General features: G+C 49.4%; 12 protein-coding genes and 1 pseudogene. 4 read left to right on the top strand and 9 right to left on the bottom strand.

Features of this window, described 5'->3' with window-relative positions:
• Positions 1–42: 42 nt before the first annotated feature.
• The 8 genes from CHI14_RS27825 to CHI14_RS27790 form a co-directional block, all read right to left on the bottom strand.
• Positions 43–2,268 (bottom strand): glycoside hydrolase family 88/105 protein, encoded by a 2,226-nt coding sequence (locus CHI14_RS27825; protein WP_249281265.1) that lies wholly within the window; start codon positions 2,266–2,268, stop codon positions 43–45.
• An 11-nt stretch (positions 2,269–2,279) separates the two neighbouring features.
• A complete protein-coding gene (locus tag CHI14_RS27820) occupies positions 2,280–3,101 on the bottom strand; it encodes a polysaccharide deacetylase family protein (protein ID WP_170948298.1) in 822 nt (273 codons plus the stop codon).
• A gap of 28 nt (positions 3,102–3,129) precedes the next feature.
• Complete coding sequence (locus CHI14_RS27815) at positions 3,130–4,743, bottom strand: glycoside hydrolase family 43 protein (RefSeq protein WP_170948297.1); 1,614 nt, start codon at positions 4,741–4,743, stop codon at positions 3,130–3,132.
• A gap of 25 nt (positions 4,744–4,768) precedes the next feature.
• Complete coding sequence (locus CHI14_RS27810) at positions 4,769–8,107, bottom strand: glycosyl hydrolase (protein ID WP_170948296.1); 3,339 nt, start codon at positions 8,105–8,107, stop codon at positions 4,769–4,771.
• A gap of 205 nt (positions 8,108–8,312) precedes the next feature.
• Positions 8,313–9,824, bottom strand: a complete 1,512-nt coding sequence (locus tag CHI14_RS27805; protein ID WP_095293263.1) for an extracellular solute-binding protein — start codon at positions 9,822–9,824, stop codon at positions 8,313–8,315.
• Between the two features lie 19 nt (positions 9,825–9,843).
• Positions 9,844–10,731 (bottom strand): carbohydrate ABC transporter permease, encoded by an 888-nt coding sequence (locus CHI14_RS27800; protein WP_095293262.1) that lies wholly within the window; start codon positions 10,729–10,731, stop codon positions 9,844–9,846.
• 37 nt (positions 10,732–10,768) lie between these two features.
• Positions 10,769–11,698 (bottom strand): ABC transporter permease, encoded by a 930-nt coding sequence (locus tag CHI14_RS27795; protein WP_183525357.1) that lies wholly within the window; start codon positions 11,696–11,698, stop codon positions 10,769–10,771.
• A gap of 331 nt (positions 11,699–12,029) precedes the next feature.
• Positions 12,030–14,432 carry an AraC family transcriptional regulator gene (locus tag CHI14_RS27790; RefSeq protein ID WP_170948295.1) on the bottom strand — a complete coding sequence of 801 codons (2,403 nt, stop codon included), beginning with the start codon at positions 14,430–14,432 and terminating at the stop codon, positions 12,030–12,032.
• Positions 14,433–14,651: 219 nt separating this feature from the next.
• On the opposite strand from CHI14_RS27790, the gene CHI14_RS27785 reads away from it, so the two are divergent.
• Positions 14,652–16,007 carry a dipeptidase gene (locus CHI14_RS27785; RefSeq protein ID WP_095293259.1) on the top strand — a complete coding sequence of 452 codons (1,356 nt, stop codon included), beginning with the start codon at positions 14,652–14,654 and terminating at the stop codon, positions 16,005–16,007.
• A gap of 453 nt (positions 16,008–16,460) precedes the next feature.
• Here the strand turns inward: CHI14_RS27785 and CHI14_RS27780 are convergent, their stop codons facing one another.
• Entirely contained in the window at positions 16,461–16,832 is a 372-nt protein-coding gene (locus CHI14_RS27780) for a hypothetical protein (RefSeq protein WP_095293258.1), read from the bottom strand.
• Between the two features lie 214 nt (positions 16,833–17,046).
• Between CHI14_RS27780 and CHI14_RS27775 the strand changes: the two genes are divergently transcribed.
• The 3 genes and pseudogenes from CHI14_RS27775 to CHI14_RS30250 all read left to right on the top strand — a co-directional run.
• Positions 17,047–17,775 carry a glycosyltransferase family 2 protein gene (locus CHI14_RS27775; RefSeq protein ID WP_095293257.1) on the top strand — a complete coding sequence of 243 codons (729 nt, stop codon included), beginning with the start codon at positions 17,047–17,049 and terminating at the stop codon, positions 17,773–17,775.
• Positions 17,776–17,900: 125 nt separating this feature from the next.
• Positions 17,901–18,254 carry a hypothetical protein gene (locus CHI14_RS27770; protein WP_095293256.1) on the top strand — a complete coding sequence of 118 codons (354 nt, stop codon included), beginning with the start codon at positions 17,901–17,903 and terminating at the stop codon, positions 18,252–18,254.
• A 123-nt stretch (positions 18,255–18,377) separates the two neighbouring features.
• Positions 18,378–18,875: pseudogene (locus CHI14_RS30250) on the top strand (collagen-like protein); the annotation flags it as partial.

Genomic DNA, 18,875 nt, shown 5'->3' with positions numbered 1-18,875 from the left:
CGTAAAATAGTCCTCTTATAATTAGTTGATTTATAGATTTGTTCAAGCCTTCTGCATGGTATCCTCTTCTTCAGTAACGTCCATTTGGCTCAGCCGCAAGTTCATTTTATGCGCTTCAATCCCTGCCAGAAGTACAATGCCGATCCCATGAGTATCGTTCAGAATCCAGCCCAGATCGTCCCGATAATAGAGCGCTGTAAAAGAATAACCCGACCCGCGGCATACACCATATATATTGCCTTTGTAGTCAATGGACAGCCTTGTCATGCCATCCCATCCTTTGCGGACAGCTTCCAGATATGGCGCAGGTGTCTCAAGCCAGCCCTCGCGAATTCCACGGGCATAGGCGTAGATGAACATCGACGTGCATGAAGTTTCCTCATAGGAGTCTGGACGGTTCAGCACCTGATGCCATAGACCGTTTTCCCCTTGCAGCGCCAAATATCCCTGACACAGATCACGGTAGAAACTCAGCAATTCCGAACGCCTTGCATGATCCTGAGGCAGAATGCTTAATAGCTCGGTCAGGGAGAAGAGAACCCATCCGTTTCCGCGCCCCCATGGTATGCCTGTCGCCCGTCCTCGGACAAAATCATACACATGAGACATGATCTGCTGTTCAGGAATATAGAGATATTGACGGAACAACAGGAACTGATTAATGGCATCATCCCAATACGCCGTATTGCCCGTCAGCTGACCATAACGCATCAGGAATGGTGTGCTCATGTACAGATCATCACACCACATTGTTTCGTGGCGCATCTCTCCGCTTCCGCGAACACGATAAAAGGCCCCATCCTCCAGCCGTTCCTGCTCATCCGTAATGTAACGGGCAATCCGATCTGCCGTATCTCGCCCCCCGCGAATGTCCCCCAGTTCCATTGCAGCCAGGAGCGTTGATCCGAACGAACCACAATCATCCAGGCTGTCGATTGCTGACAACTGGTTGTTAATTCCTGCTGCACCGTAGGTTTCACGGTCCCATAGACCGTAACGGTCGAACGAAGTACTCAGGCCGATATGCTCCCGAACATACTGGATGCAATCGTCACGATTCAGCTCCTGGCCGATACGCAGAAGTCCAAGCAAGGTGACCCCCAGTGGATAATTCCATTTTCCGTAATGTGTATTTTCGAGATATGGGCGAACGCTCGTATCCGGCTGATCCACATGCCAGTATACACCTTTCGATCCATCATCATAAACAGTATCGGTCACGACAATATCTGTGGGTGGAGGTTCAGAACCCGGAGCAAATCTCCCGGTATACAGCCATACATCTGAAGTGCCCGCAACCGGATGCGGAGAACTCAATCTCCACCCATCCGAACCGGAGCCCCCGGGCGATTCCAGTGTGAATCCCCAATGGGTCTCCCCGGCCTTGGTTTCCCCTCGTGCCACCAGATCGGATAATCCATAGCGGCGAGGCAGTTCCACACGATAAGGTCCACTTTTGCCTGAGGTATATACTTCCTTACCATCCAGGTACAAATGCAGAGCACCTTCATGCTGACCTTGCAATATCACAGGAGATGATCCCGGCAATGTTACATCCAGCTTGGTCCACGCGTAGGCCACGGCTGGTTGTTCTGTACCAAAGATCCTCGCGAAAGAGCCGGCCTCCCGCTCTTCTGCTGTCCATTCTCTTCGTGGATACCAGGAAAGCCCTGTTTCTTCTTCCGTCATTCCGTCATGGGGAATCGAAGTTACAGGTTCATCAAGAGGCTCGGAATACAGCCAGCCTTCCTGACCTTGCCGATCCACTCCCGGAGTGAGGAAATGAAGCGGGAAATTTTTGAAGGAAGCGGTACCATAAATGCCGCCGAAGCCAACCTCTGTTTTGACAAAACAAAGCAAGACGTCATTCCAGCCAGCCTTCACAGAAATCGGAATCTGGGTTCTTCGCTCGGGAAATAGCTCCTGCAGCAGCTCGGATTTGAAGGCCTCTACTCCGTTCACATAAATCGTTACCGGACTGTAGCAGTTCAGACCCGTGTTTAGCGTAGTCTCCTGCTCGCTCCATAACTTGCCCCATACGTATACGTACTGCCCTGCACTCGCTTCTGGCCATTTTTCGTCCAGGTTCAGATCGTAACGGTAATCTCCCAGTCTGCGGAAACCTCCACGGTGGTAGGCCCGGAACAAAAAAGAATGTTTGGGATGATCGCCGATATAACGCTGGGCTACCGTCGTCAGAATATCCGGAATTGAATGATGCACCTTACCTGCAATCGACTCGTTTGCATGAAAATAGCGAATGATCATCAGCCCCTTCCCTATACCGTGATTCGTTCGGTTAAACGCAATGTCTCCCCTGCACGCACTTCAATGACCTGCTGATCTGCCGTGAACCAGACGGATATGGCCGACGGATTATGAATGATGGATCGGTCTGCTGAACATTCGAGTCGCTTGACCGCTTTCCAATAGGCAATGATCTCAACATTCGTCGCGTACCATATATCGTCCCTGCCGCCGATCTGCTCGCCAAACTGTTCAATAATCTCCCAATTGTCGTTGTCATTGAATTCATAACTGTGTCCCCAAACATAGAGCAGGAGCGGTGTACCCGTTTTGGAATGCTGGATAAAACGCTCGGCATGCGCTGCCAGGTCATTTTTATGATGACAGGTCGGATGCCATTCAAGCGGGCGTTCAGGCAGCGTATATCTGCCGTGGGATTCAACCGTCCGGGCATAGTCAAGGCCTAACCACTCCAGTTTGGTGCTTAATTCGCGATCAAACCCTCCATTGGGATAGGCCATTCCCCTCACCGGATAACCAACAAGCTGCTCCAGTGCTCGGCGATCCTCCATGATTTCTTCGTTCAACAGCTCATCCGGTACATAAGGCAATGTAGGATGAGTAACCGTGTGCACAGCCACTTCATGCCCTGCGTACAGTTCAGCGACTTCCTCCGGCTCAATTCGCCCCGGTTTCCCCAGCGTACCGGAGTTCAGATTGAAAGTGCCACGCAGTCCATAGCGATTCATAATATTCACCAGCCTCCGGTCGTGGACCACACCATCATCATAACTGAGCGTCAGTGCCTTCATCACACCGCCAGGATATCGATCAAACTGAATGCGATTCCCCATTTTGTATCTCATCCTCCTCACACTTTTTTCACACCGTTTCGTTCACCTTAAAATATCGAAAAACGCCTTGGCCTCCACGATTCGCAGATCGCGTATTTAGAGCAAATACCCCCATCTTCGCACCAACCCAGAGTGCGGTTGTCGCCGTAAACGGTGCACCAATGGGCTGGAAGTCTTCTCCGTCCTTACTCCAGCTAAACTGGCAGCGAGCGGGTTCCTCCAGTGAAAAGCGGAGATGAATGGTCCAACCGGTTTCCGGTGAACCATGCTCGCTCCAATCCAGTCCGGTTTCTTCCGATTCATCCGCATGCAAATGGTTGTCTGGCTGTTTGGCTCCGCGGAGCAGGGACAATCTGACTGCTCCAGTGTCCGTCTGAGACAGACTCAGGCAAGCATAATCATCACCAAAAACAATGAGCCCCGCTCGGTCACCCTCCTGCTTCGGCAAGAAGTTCAGCTTGGTTATTGCTTCAAAGGCGGAGGCAGGAAGCTTCTGCATAAGCAGCTGCGGAACGCCGAATAGAGATTGTATGCCTTCCGGGTAAGGATGCATATGTAATACAAGTCCCTTGTCTGGAACAACCTCTGCCCATTCGGGACGGGAGTTGGCCTGCCACTGCCACTGGACTCCTATGCGATCATTTTGGAAATTATCTGAAACATCAGGCACAGTAATCGGGTAGGCAGCACCCACATCCGGTTTGGTGTACACATCCACAGGCTCACCTGTTCCATTTCCTTCACGGTCTACACCAATGACAGGCCATCCGTCTTCGTTCCACTTCATGGGCTGAAGATGAACGATTCGGCCATATGCATCCCGATCCTGAAAATGAATGAACCATGACTCTCCTGACTCCAGTTCCACGTATCCCCCCTGATGAGGACCATTAACATCGGAACCTCCCTGATGCATAACAATCCGGTCCTCATAAGGGCCAAACACCTGCTTGGAACGCAAAACCGTTTGCCATCCAGGCTTCACACCCCCGGCGGGGGCAAAGATGTAGTAGTACCCGTCCCGCTTATAAAACTTCGGTCCCTCAATCGTAGGGTGATGAGCTGTACCGTCAAAAACAATCTGCCCTTCATCCAGGAGTCTGCTTCCATCCGGAGCCATGCGGCACACCTTAATCTTGCTTTTTATGCCAGCGCGGCTCTTAGCAAAGGCGTGAACCAAATAGGCTTGACCATCTTCATCCCAGAACGGGCAAGGATCAATCCACCCCTTCACCTCATGGACCAGATGAAGAGGCGACCATTCGCCCTCGGGATGATCGGCCGTTGTCAAGAAGATGCCTTCATCCGGCGTGCTGAAGAAAATCCAGTACTTCCCGTCATGATACCGGATGCTTGGTGCCCATACACCCTTGCCATGAAGCGGTACATCATACCCTGCCAGATCCAGTCGCTGAATGGCGTACTGCACCAGTTTCCAGTTCACCAGATCCTTCGAATGCAAAATGGGCAGCCCGGGTATGTGCGAGAAACTTGAAGCGGTCATATAAAAATCTTCGCCGACACGAATGACGTCAGGGTCAGAATAATCGGCATGCAATATGGGGTTGCGATACGTCCCGTCTCCCTGATCTGCGACCCAGACGGGTGCCATTTTTTCCTGTCCTGATTGGGTTGTACTCATATGCTCCTCCTCCATATTTCCAAATTTATTCTTCAACTAATCCAATACCAGTCTCATGCAAACTATGGCTATCCGAATCAAAATAGGTACCTTCGAGCAGACCAATTAACGTATTGGTGATGCGTACCTCGATCTCGTTGTCTCCTGAACGGAGCCATGAAGTTTCTCCACTCCAGCGATACGGAGACCAGCATCGTACGCCAAGGCTATGGCCGTTGACCAGAACCTCTGCCACATCCTGCACAAGCCATTCACTGAATTCGAGTTCAAAGAATTCGGCATCCGCATCAGGCTGATCCAGCCAGAAGCTGCGTTTATAGCTCATCTCTCCTGCATAATACGGATACAGGGGCTGTGGCTCAGGTGTGATCCGAATGGCCGTATCCGGCTCACGTACCAAGGAGACCATCCCTTCGTGATGAAACTCCACGCCAAACCGTCCCTGCAAATACAGTGGATCGAGGATTCCTTCCTCATCCTTCGTGACCTGTACCGTAATCGTTATTTCATTCAAACCTGTGCGCAGCCACTCATTGATATCACAGCCAATGTTGGTATAATCTGTGATCTCAACGGACTCGAAATGATCAGGACCAATTGTTTTGCCGTTGACCTCCATGATCCATGTCCCTGCTATGGCTGAACGATCCATAAATATGCTGCACTCGGGCAAAGCCGTTCCCAGTTCAAAAGCTGTGGTGTACCGGCATTGAATCGGATAGGCAATTGCCGCTTTCTTCGGTGTGCCAAATACTTGATTAAACTGAACAGGCAGGTGATGATGTCCCGACAATTCAGCCGCTTGATCGATAAAAGGCTTCACGCCTGCATGCTTGTTTTCCAAAACCACACCATTGTCATTCGTTGCCGTAAGACGGAACTGTCCAATCCGAAGGGTATTGGGCTGAATGGTTTCCAGTCGCCATGGCCCTTCTACAGGTATAATAATGGGTTCAGATGGCCTATCTACAGCAGCCGGGCTCAATGATGCAGCCACTCCGGTCTTGCCTATAGCAACGAAAGTATCCTCAGAAGATTTTGCTTGCAAAGTCAGCCGCACAGCATGTGCCTCATACCCAGCAAACTCGAGTGAAATACACCATTCACCGCCGCTGCTGGTTAACGGCAAGACTTCACGTTCTCCTGTCTCCAGATCAAGCCGCTCAGCCAGCACACGTTGATCCGATGAGATATCCGTATGGCTCCATAACCGCTTGGCAACAACCTTCAATTGTCCCTTTAATTGCCGACCCTCCTGGTTGGACAGGAACACCATATATTCACCATCCGATAATTGGCGGGTCTGCATTAACAAGGAAGCACTCTCTTCCTCCATAATCCAACAGATAGGCTCTGGCAGCACCTGGTCCAGCAGCAGCGAGATCAATTCAAGTGTTGAATCATCCCCCTGACCTGCACCAACCGGAAGGAAGTAGGCTTCCCCCTCCCCTTGCTGCCACATTAATTCACTGCTGCCTTGCCTTGTTTCCCGGGAATGACCCCAATACTCTTCCTCGGGTTGATCCCCTGCACCGAAGAAGTTCGCTGCTTCATTGCCTACTGGACTTCCTTCCTGAATTGCGATGTACGGAGGCAGTCCGACTGATATGACGGTTCCTCCTTGCTCAGCAAAACGTCTAACCTGCTTCCAGGCATCTGCCTCCAGGTTCAGCATCGGCGGAAGGATGAGTACTTCGTACCTGGCAGCGCCAATCCGAATCGTTCCATCCGCAAGTTCGGCTTCAGCCAGCAGCTCAGGGTCCAGATGGTCATAGTCACGTCTGTTCTCTAGCAGATGTACACCAATTCGCATCCAATCATTCGTAAGCCGCTCCAGTTTCGCCCGTTCGGCTTCATCCTCACCGCTGTATTCAAACCCGTGCAGGGGATTGCCCATCAGGCTCCAGAATGTCGTCGTCGGATCAAGAACGGCAATCCGAATATCGGCTGTCCCCGTGCTCATGAGATAACTTATTCGTCCCGTGTAATCTCCAAGCTGGCGGAAATGCTTCCAGTATGGATTCTGCAGAAACTGGGATGGCGGTGCATCATGCTTCGTTAACCCGCCAATCGTATAGAAAAAAGCATGGAAATTATAGAAATTCGTGCCCATGGCTGCCATCCGGTCAATCATCCATTTGGCATCCTGCAGCGTCATCGACCAGCCCACACTATGAAAACACTCGATCAAATTGCGGCTGCGTCCCAGCTGTCTCGCCAGTGAGCTGACCATCTTCGGATTGTCACGCATTCTTTTGCCGTACCGTTCCAGAATCCAGGATAAGGGGCGCCCAATCTTCTCATGTGCGGAGTCTCCCCCGGGCATATGGCTGAACAACTGAGTCGTCATCCGTACGCCAGGAACCTCTGCGGCATACTGGATTCCCGCATTCTCGCACCAGTCATGCACCTGCTGATGGTATGACTCCCTGAGAAGCAGATGCAGCGATTGATAATAGTCATACCGAATACGGGCCGAGTCCGGAACATCGCCGTATAACAGGGCAGGAAGCGAATCAATGAGACTATATCCACAGCGTTCGCGGAAATATGCAGGCAGCTGAGGAGACCAGGGAATACGTCCGAGCGGCGCAATTTCATCCGAAAACATGCCTTTGATAACGCTGTCAAAATGAGTTCCAACAGCCTCCGCATATCGGTCATGTGTCAGTTCAATAAAACGGCTCATCGCTTCCCTGTGGCACGGGTCAACAAAATGGCCGTAATATTTGAAATCATCCATCTCCACTTCCTGAAACAGGATTACATCCCAATTCCCTGCCGGGGGATCCCACGCCAGGCGGAAGGCCGTCCGATATGTAAAAAATCGCTTGCGATTATACGTTGTCAGGCCCGTCTCCTGATAGACCTGATCGGTTTGGATATTGCCGATGTTGTGCCGCAAATCAATAGACTCATCCCATAACCGGTTACCCTCTGTGTCTCTCGGAATGGCTCTGGCGAGCAAAATTCGTCCCCACGGCAACTCATGGTTCACAGCTTCTCCGCCCTGCACATGCAGCTGATGATGCACAAGCTGGCGCTGCTTGGCTTCAGGGAAATCTAGGGTGACTTCACCGCCTGCCATGCCGCTAGGATAGGGGTATTCGTCATACAGCCATACTTGCATGCCACAGGTCTCGGCTGCTTCCACCGCAATCCGGACCTTGTCAAACCAAGCATCCGACAGATAGGGAATCTGCAGCCCCTGACGCGGACAGATGAAAAAACCGCCCACACCCTGTGCTGACATTTCATTCACTTGCCGTTTGATCTGCTCTTCCTCCATATCCCCATTCCAAAACCAGAAGGGATGAATCCGGTACTGCGCGGCGGGATTCACAAATGCCTCCCCGTTCCACATGTCGCTTTCCTCCCTGTTAGAAAGAGTGTTATCATTTTCCATTATGGTTCATTTGTGTTCATGTACGTTTGTTTGGCTATGATTATACCTTAAAAAATGCGGTTAGGGAGCCTGTAAATACAAAATGTTTTAAAAAATTGATATAGATGGAAATGCCCGACAGCTTCTGTTGTACTTACGTACGCTGCCGGGCTCTGGAATTCTTCTACTTCAATGCAGCGTACAGTTCGTTGATTTCCTTCACGTACTCATCACCGCCACTGCTCTTCCACAGTGTGATTGCATCCTGGAATCCCTTCTCATCAATCTGTCCCACGATGAATTTGATACGGGCATCGTTGATGATGTTATCCAGCTGGGGTCCTTTCTGTGCATAAATGTCAGAGATCAACGGCTCACCCGGATTCGGAACAACGATCTCCTCGTTGGCCTTTTGTACCTCTGCCACCTTCTCACGAACCGGCGTCGGCTCAACCCGGAAGGCGCGGTCTTCCGGAAGGAACATCAATATTTGGTTCAGACCCTGCAGATCTCGCAGTGCAAGCTTGTCGGTGGTTGGAACGACATAGTCCCCTTTTTTCTCATATTGTTTACCTTCCAGACCATTGGACAGCAAAGCCTGGAGCTCCGGCTCGTTCAATTGATCCAGGAATGTGAGCACCTTTTTCAGATCTTCTTCCGTTTTCACACCACTTTTGGAGACGGCAATCATACCGGAGTAGCCTGAGGTAGGCATGTCACGCAGCCCTTTGGGCCCTTCCACCGCCTGAAGCACATCCACTCGCCCTGTTGCCGATGGGTCCTTCTCCAGAATTTTCTGGTCCATCCGCTGTGCGTTATCCGCTACATCGATCATGACACCCGCCTGCCCGTTGACAAACGGATCAGGCAGCTTGGTCGCATCCATTACGGCAAAGTCCTTGTTGACCAAACCTTCGCTATAAATCTGACGGAAAAATTTCAGTGCTTCCATATACTCAGGCGTTTCATGTGCTGGAATCAATTTACCGCTGCCATCATCGCCCCATTTGTTGGGTGCACCAAACCAGATTTGCATATTGTCCCACGGCCCGTTAAATTTGCTCGCTACCAAACCGTACGTATCATCCTTGCCGTTGCCATCCGGGTCATCTGTAGTGAATGCTTTCAGCACATTGTAAAGATCGTCCAAATTTTTGGGTTCTTCCAGACCCAGGTTTTCCAGCCAATCCTTCCGGATCGTTATCCCGTTCCGTCCCAGCGGTCTTCCACGATAGATGCCGTAGGTTTTTCCATCAATGGAAGCATTGTTCGTAATAATTTCGTTCATCTGGCTCAAGTTCGGGTAGTCTTTCAGATAAGGCCCCAGCTCCCAGAAAGCCCCGGTACGTGCAGCGTTAATGAAACTTGGCGATTTCCCGAGCACGACCATCACATCGGGCAGCTTGCCGGAGGCCAGAGTAATGTTGAATTTGTCCTCATAGGAGCTGCTCGGTACCCATTGCAGATTCACATCCACTTTGGTTAATTCCTCAAGTTTCTGGATTACTGGACTGTTTTCAGGCGGATTTTCGGCTTCAAAATTCGGAAGCATGATCGTAATCTGATCGGTTCCACCTGCAGCCGCTTCGCCCGTATCGTTGGTTTTGTCCGTGGAGCAAGCTCCCAGAACCGTGCTCAGTAACAATGTTGCCGAAAGTACAAGTGCTGTTTTTTTGATTCCCGCTTTTTGTCCCATACGTTCTCCCCCTTGGCTTTTAGCCTTTGATTGAGCCTAACATGACACCTTTGGCAAAATGCTTTTGCAAAAACGGATACACGAGCAAAATCGGAATGGTACCTACCACGATGACGGCCATTTTAATGGACTGTTCCGGTGGCTGCACAAAATTGGGATCCATATTGGCCATATCCCCAACGCTTGCCTGCGAGAGCAGAACAATCTGCCTCAGCATCACCTGCAGCGGCCATTTGTCACTGTCAGAAATGTACAGGAGTGCCGAGAAGAAGTTATTCCAATGCCCTACGGCATAAAATAACGCAAACGTGGCAATCACCGGTTTGGATAATGGCAGAACAATTCGCCAGAGTACCCCGAGATCCGAGCAACCGTCGATACGGGCCGCTTCCTCCAGCCCGGGCGGCATTTGCTGAAAAAAGTTTTTGACAACAATTAAATTAAAAGCGCTGATTGCGCCAGGAAGCATGAGGGCCCAGTAAGAATCAAGCAATCCTAGTCCACGGATGACGAGATACGTCGGAATCATTCCTCCGCCGAACAGCATGGAGAAGATCACCATGTTCATCATGACGTTGCGTCCCCAGAAGTCACTTCTGGATAGCGGATAAGCCATCGTTAGCGTGAAGAACAGATTGACCAGCGTGCCTGCTACCGTCACAAATACAGAGACGCCAATACTGCGGAAGATGGTAGACGAAGAAAAAATGTACTCATACGCGCTGAAGGAGAAAACTTTCGGAATGAGAAAGAAACTGCGTTCCGTAATCTCGGCTTCGGTTGCGAACGAATTCCCTATAATATACAGGAAAGGAAGGACAGTCAGTATGCCCAGAATACCCAGCATGACGTAATTGAAAATATCAAATACTTTGCCGGCAGGGCTGTTGTATAGACGGCTGTTCATGGGCTTTCCTCCTTATGAATTCATGCAGAATGCCTGCTTAATAAATCCCCGGATGACCAAATTTTTTGGCAAGTTTATTGCTGCCGAGCACCAGGATGATACCCACGACCGATTTGAATAATCCTACTGCGGTACTGTAGCTGAATGCCCCTTGCGTAATCCCTACCGTATAGACATAGGTATCAAATACATCGGCCACGTCCCGGTTAAGTGAGTTGGTCATCAGATAAATCTGTTCAAATCCCGTATCCAAAAAGTTCCCCAGTCTGAGAATAAGCAGAATAACAATGGTTGTGCGGATCGCCGGCAGCGTAATGTGCCACATGCGTCGCAATCGTCCGGCACCATCCACAATGGAGGCCTCATACTGCTCGGTATCCACGCCTGCGAGTGCGGCCAGGAAGATAATCGTTCCCCAGCCCATCTCCTTCCACATCATCTGAATGATAATAAGTGGACGAAACGAACCCGGACTGGATAGTACATCTATGGGCTTTCCAGTTATCCAGGCAATCAGGTCGTACAGTACCCCGCCTTGAGGGGTCAGAAAGACGTATGTGATGCTGGCGATAATCACCATCGACACGAAATGAGGTACATACACCAACGTTTGAATCGTTCTTTTGAAGAACGCGACCCTGATTTCATTTAATAAAAGGGCAATAATGATCGGTGCCGGGAAAAAGAATATGAGATCATATATGGCAAGGACCAGCGTGTTACGCAGTAACCGGAAAAAGTCCGGATTGGAGAAAAAGGTTGTAAAGTTCTCCATGCCCACCCATTCACTGTTCTTAATACCGAGAAAAGGCTGATAGTCCTGAAAGGCAATGACAATTCCCCACATGGGCAAATATTTAAAGATAACAAAGTACAGAAATCCGGGAAGCACAAGCACGTACAGCCATTTGTTCCGCTTGATCTGCCTCTTCCAGTTGGACTCCCGCTTCATCGGCATGGTGGCCATATCTGCCTGGGCTGCCGCTGCGGTATTTCCATTCCATTTGGTCTTCCCGTTCATAATCTCTCCCCTCCCTTATTTATGTAAGCGTTATCAACTGAGCTTGTAATTCAGACTATACAGAGCCCCCTTTTCCGGCAACCTTCATTTTTTGCTTACGTACTGGGCGAGGCCACAAAGCCCGCTATGACGCCACTTATGCTTCGATTTGGACATTTTGCGCAAACCCCATTGTACATTTTTGCAGCCTTATCCTTCTTTGTTTTCATCCTTCTCCACAAGAAAAACCGGAATCCGATGGTTCGGATCCCGGTGAGACAGCAAGGTGGCAAATAGGTCATTTGCCAAACCACTGATCCCGATACTGGCTTGGCGTTACGCCCTCCTGTTTTTTGAAGATTCGATTAAAATAGCTGTGCTGATAACCAACAGCAGCTGCAATGTCATTAATTTTCATGGTTGTCTCACGCAGCAGCTGTTTGGCGGCCTCCATTCGGACCTTTGTCAAATAATCAATAAAGTTCATGCCTGTTACTTGCTTGAAGGCTTTGCTGAGCGCATAGGGTGTCATCTGTTCTGCATCTGCGCAGCCTTCCAAGGAGATTTCGTTACGATAATGCTCGTCCATATACAGCATCGTCCGTTCCACCACCTGTTTCAGCGGCTCCTGCGATCGCATCTCGATTTCCTGTATATAGGGCACCAGTACCTTACTCATCATCCACTGCTTCATCTGTGCAGGTTCGCGGATTGCAGACAATCGCTCATACATATTGCTGCCTCCGAACAGCTTATAAGGTGTTACCCCCGTCTGCAGCATCATATGCTGAACACTTCCGAGCAGCTGCAGCATCATCTGCTGCACCTGGAACTCGGTACTGCCCGTCCGGGCGATTTCGCCCATAAATTGTTCCAGCACCCGATCCGCTTCCTCCTGCTTGCCGAGCCTGATTGCCTGAATCATCTCGCGTTCCAAGCCCAGCGGATAAGCGGCTTCTTCCGCTCTCCGAAAACACTGCTCATCTTCCAGATCGAGTATCTGACTCCCTTCCTCTATGCTGCGGTATGCAACCGCCTGTTCCATCTCAACAAAGATGCCGGGCAGCTCATGCAAGGAATCAGCGGAGTGACTAATCATGACCGTGACATTCATCTTAAGCGTCCGCCCAATAACCTCTACCAATTCCTGACTCCAGAGCAATGCCTGCGGCTTGAGCTGTTCATCCTTCGGTGCAATGACAAGCATGGCTGAAGAGAGGTCATGAAAGTTCATCATGCTGACTTGGTTAAAATAGCTTTTGGCAACCTCTTCAATAATGTTTACAGCCGCAAAGGTCACCAGGCCGGTATCCTGGCTTCCAAATCGTCCCTGCAGCCGGGCATAACCCGTAAAATACATTTGCAGCAGCAAATATTGCTGGCCCTCCACTTCGAATCCAAGATTCTTCATGCGTTTCTGGAGGTCTTCCTCGTTGTAGGCATATAAGTGTCCTTGAACCAGCTGCAGTACAAAACTGTCACGCAAATGCGGCAGCTGCTCCTGCAATTGACGGTGTGCAGTAAGACTCCGGGAAGTCAGCTCATTCCACTGCTGTTCCAGCAGCTGGAATTCGTCCAGCCTCGGATTGGCCTGAGCCTCATGTTTGCCTGGTGACAGTAGATGAAGCATTCTCTCCACAGGGGAGTAAATCCGCCGGGAAGCAAGCCAGGATAACATGAGCCCCAGCAGCAGGCTGCCTGCGCTCGCAATGACAATAATTTTGGATACCAGCTTCACCGGTGATGTCACAGATGTCAGCGGTGCAGCGGAGACATAGGTCCAGTCGGAATCAATTCGGCTTAAGGAGCCGTATGATACGGAGTAGGTCTGATCTTCATATTTGAACAAAAAAGACGTGCTGTCCGCATGCTGTGCAACCTCTTCCTTAAGCTGCTGTTCAAAGGCTGAATTCTGCCGCCCCCCTCCCGGATTACCGGTGACCAGCGTATTGCCTTCCTGATCCATAAGAAAGGTTAAGCCTTCGTCATAAGGAGTAAGCGTTTTCAACAAATTGGCGACTTTCTCATTGTCCAGGGTAATGATGAGTGCACCGAACGGATTATTATGTTCTCCCGGAATTTTATGTACCAGAACCAGCGCGTTGCCTGCATCGGTATGCAGCAGGCTGCTCTTCATGGTAGCTGCTGGTTCAATGCTTCCGCTGGATACCCAGTCTGTCCAGTACACATGATTGCCCATGGCTAGGTAACGGTCATAGGCTTTTATTTTCGCATCATCTAATAATTCGTTATACTCCCGGTTAAACAGAATCGGCTTCGGTTCCTGCAAATACAGCTGTGCAGACTTAATTAGGGGATGTGACCCTTCCAGTACATATAAAGTGGTGACGATCTCCTGCGTTTCATTAAAATAATAGACAAAGTCCAAGGTTCGCAGTGCATTGCCAAACCTTGGTTCAAAGGCCCAATGCGACAGGGTCATCTCCAGGTAGGCCAACTGGTCGTCCACATTGCGCGCCCGATTCTCGATCTGGTTTTGATGCATGCGATTGAATTCATTTTCCATTCTGCCAACAACCAGCTGGTACATCACAATTCCTGTAATCAATCCGGGGATGCTGGCAATGAGCAAAATAATCATCAGGCTATTCCGGTAAAAACGTCCTTTATGGCGTCCAGGAGTAAATCTGGGCAAACGTGCCAATCGACCTGGCGGCCTCTCACTTTTAGTCGTTTCCATCATCATTCACCTGCCTGCTTGCATGTGGTCTGACTATCATGGGAACTTCCCCAACTCCCCTGCTGAGAAAATATGGATGAACTCCGTTTCCTGTATTATACTCACAATTTCCGGCGGAATGGAACGGTACACAGCCGATCATTTTTTAACCAATGTTTTATTAAGATGCCAAAATGGATTACAATAGGATAAAGCAAAACATGAAGGAGGCTTTATTTAATGAAAGAACAGACTTATTTTCAGCAGAATAGAGAAAAACACTTGGCAGAACTGAATGAATGGCTGTCCATTCCCAGCATTTCGGCCATTTCAGCTCATAAAGAGGATATTAACCGTGCTGCACAATGGGCGGCAGATGCACTGACACGTGCAGGCATGGAAAATGTAGAGGTTATTCAAACCGCTGGACATCCGATTGTCTATGCAGACCACCTGCATGCTCCTGGCAAACCAACAGCGCTGATCTATGGACACTATGACGTACAACCTGTCGATCCGCTTAACCTGTGGGAAACGCCTCCCTTCGAACCTACTGTTCGGGACGGAAAACTGTTCGCACGTGGGGCAACAGATGACAAAGGACAGATCTTCTTACATATTAAAGCAGTAGAAGCCTTGCTCGCTGAAAACAAGGAACTTCCAGTTAACGTGAAGTTCTGTATCGAAGGCGAAGAGGAAATCTCCAGCCCGAACCTGCCGATCTATCTGAATGACAATACGGACAAGCTTCGTGCAGACATGGTATTGATCTCCGATACTTCCCTGCTCGAAAAAGGAAAACCGGCGATCTCCACAGGCCTGCGCGGTCTTTGCTCGCTCGAGGTAGATCTGAATACAGCCAACACCGACCTGCACTCCGGCTCCTTCGGCGGTGGTGTACCGAACGCACTGCATGCCCTCGTATCCCTGCTCGCTTCGCTGCATGATGAGCAAGGCCGCGTGAGCGTGGATGGTTTCTATGATGGCGTTCTCCCCCTCTCTCCGGAAATGAGAGAAGAGTTCGTGAAGCAAGGCTTCAATGAAGAGCAGCTTCGCCAGGATCTTGGACTGGAGCAACTGTACGGTGAGGAAGGCTACTCGTTCGTGGAACGTGTTGGCGCACGTCCAACATTGGAGCTGAACGGTGTATGGGGCGGCTTCCAGGGTGAAGGTACCAAAACCGTCATTCCAAAAGAGGCTCATGCCAAAATTACATGCCGCCTTGTTGCCGACCAAGACCCGCAACAGGTACTGGACCGCATTGAAGCACACCTGCGTGCACACGTACAGCCAGGGGCCACGCTGCATGTGAAACAAATCGAGAAAGCCTTTGCGTTCAATACCGATCCAACTGATCCGATCCTGCAAAAAGCGGCTGACGCTTACGAGCAGGTGTATGGCGTTCGTGCCCTGTTTACCAAAGATGGCGGTTCCATCCCAATCGTTGAGAAGCTCTCCCGTGTACTTGGCGTACCTGCCGTGATGATGGGCTTTGGTTTGCCGGACGAGAACCTGCACGCACCGAATGAACACTTCAACCTGGAGAACTTTGATAAAGGATTGTTGACGATTGTACAATTTTTGAAGAGCTTGTAAAGTTAAAAAACTCGTTACACGTGGGACACTACGCTGGGAGAACAAGCTTCCGATCGCTGTTATCCCCGGATTTCTTTGATCCCCTTTTTTTAAAGGGAGAAATTCCGGTGATAAACGCGAACGCTCCGCTTCTTCAGCTTTTTTCTCCCCGCTCCGTTAATCGTGTAAATAGTTATCCAACTTAAATATAGGTAGAGGAATCACAAATAAGAGCGATAGCCCTTACGGCTGTCGCTTTTATTTGAATCGATTTCGTTCCCTTCACTACTTTTCAGAACGGCCCTAAACTTATTTTACGATTGAGGCTATCTTTAGATGTGAATAGAGGTTAAATGCAATTAAAAAGAAGAGTGTCCCGTTTGATTTATGACGGGATACTCTTTTTGTCGTTAGGATTGTTGCAATACAAAAGAGAGACTCCCCTCGGGGGAAGTCTCTCTTGGTTTACATCACTTATGTTCTAAACGTCGTAAATCTTAGCATATGCACCATCTGCGTCAGATGAGTAATCTCCTTCTGAACGTTGGACGTATCCGTCCCCGCCATCACCTGATTGGCCCGCAGTGTTTTACGGGTATTCAGCATGCCATCGATCAATTTCATGACGGTGTTTCGTCCACGATGATCGACAATCATATATTTTTTGCGTGCATCCAGCTCTACCCATACGATATTGCGGAATGAGTTAAACAGGTGTCTGCGGTACTGCTCCATATCGGCTTCATTGTAATGCTCACCATAAAAGGCATAATATCCGTGCACGTGCAGCTTTTCCGCCAGCTCTGTGAGGAATGGATCGAAGTCGAGCATAGCGTTACGTTCCATGTTTCACGCCTCCGTTATGCGTGATCCGCAGATCCCGTCTTTTTTTGAGTCTATTTTAACACAGTCGCTGGCATTTTGCGCAATAGCTATGATTTTGACAAAAATACTACCTCCGGCCAAAGAGGAATCCCGTGCATAATGCTGAACGATGCGCTCCCAATCGACATATAGTGTTCCAGCGCATTCTGTTTTTCAAATGGAAGGGAGAGTACCGATGATTGTACACGTGTATTGCATATGCTGGAACGAAGAAAAAATGCTGCCATTTTTTTTCCGCCACTATGACGACATCGCGGATCAATATTTCGTCTTCGATAACGGTTCGACTGATCAATCCCTCGCAATGTTGAAATCCCACCCCAAGGTGACTCTTGAACACTTTGATATCCAGGACAACTCGCTCATACGGTCCGCGCAGCATCTATTCAACCACTTCTGGAAAGCAAGCAGAAATAAGGCTGACTGGATTATTGTCTGCGACATTGATGAACATCTCTATCATCCAAATCTCAAACAATACCTCCAGCAATGTACCTCGCAAGGCATTACTCTAGTTGTTCCCCAAGGATATCAAATGATATCTGATTCCTTTCCTGAAGAAGGTAAAACGTTATGCCGATCCGTACGAACAGGAGTAAGGAGTACTCTGTTTGACAAGCCTCAAATCTTTAATCCGAATGCTATCCAAGAGATGGACTTCGGGCCCGGGCGACATCAAGCTGCGCCTGCCGGAGAAATCATCCGGCCTCACTCGAGTGAGGTGCTGCTTCTGCACTACAAGTATCTGGGCCTAGAATACTTGAGCTCGCGCTACTCCACTCTGAAGCAGGGACTTCGTGAAGATGACACCGCTAATCGCTGGGGTTTTCATTACTTATGGGATGAAGCGGAAAAACGCCGTCAATTCGAAGTTCTGAAGAACCAATCCGTAATTGTACTGTAACTTAATGGGTAGAAAAACTGTCGTCGCCTTAAGAAACGGAATACGATAAAAAATATTCCAAAATTACTCTCTTAATCTTCCAAGTAAACCCTGTTCAAATCAAATATGAAGGAGGTTGATGCTCCATGGCTATTCTATCATCAGGACCAATTGAAAATAATCTTGTTGCAGGCACAAGGCCGGTTCAGCAAATTACTGTCATTTTAACCAACAGAGATGCAGATAACTCCGCAACAGTTCTGATTCAGGGCTATTCTTTGCTCGGTGTACGAATGCTGTATGTGCTTGAGGAAATTTCGCTGGCACCCGATGTGGTTATAACCAAAAATTATGCTGCAAATACGAATGAATACGAATTTGTTTTTACGACAAGCGGGCCTGCCGAAGGGCTTGTCGAAATTTCGATGTGGGGTCAGGACGGTGCAGGTAATCTTGTCAATGCACAACGCATTGTGGCGGATGAGCAGTTGGAGAATTAAGGGAAAATCAGCAAATGAACAGAGGCAAACTTACAAACGCAACATATCAATGAATCATAGTTTATAGAGAACTTGTTCTTTTCAGAACGATGTTCACAAACTTTTAGAAGGAGGTGCTTAGGTATGGCTGTTCTTTCAACCGGTCCCATTGCCAATGCTCCAGTTAACGGAGTGAGACCCACGCAGACTGTCACCGTTCTTATCGATAACCCTAACCAGGTAAGCTCCGCTAACGTATTGATCCAGGGCTACTTTCTGTCCGGCACCAGGGTACTGTATGTACTGGAAAACAGAACACTCGCTCCCAATACAGATGTGAACCTCACTTTTTTCGCCAATCTCGATGCATTCGAATATGTGTTTACGGTAACCGGTCCGGCAGAGAATGACATCCAGATTTCCGTTTGGGGGAAAAATGCAAGCGGACAATTGGTGCCAGCCCACCGTCTCGTGTCCGATGAGCTCCTGGGTTCCAGTGTTGGACCTCAGGGTGATCAAGGGCCCCAGGGTACTCAAGGACCTCTGGGTAACCAAGGGCCTCAAGGTACTCAGGGACCTCAAGGTACTCAAGGACCTCTGGGTAACCAAGGACCTCAAGGTACTCAAGGACCTCAAGGTACT

The sequence above is a fragment of the Paenibacillus sp. 7516 genome, from assembly GCF_002272715.1.
Classification (GTDB): domain Bacteria; phylum Bacillota; class Bacilli; order Paenibacillales; family Paenibacillaceae; genus Paenibacillus; species Paenibacillus illinoisensis_A.
Note: the sequence above shows the minus strand (reverse complement) of the source record. Positions and strands in the feature narration are given on the sequence as shown.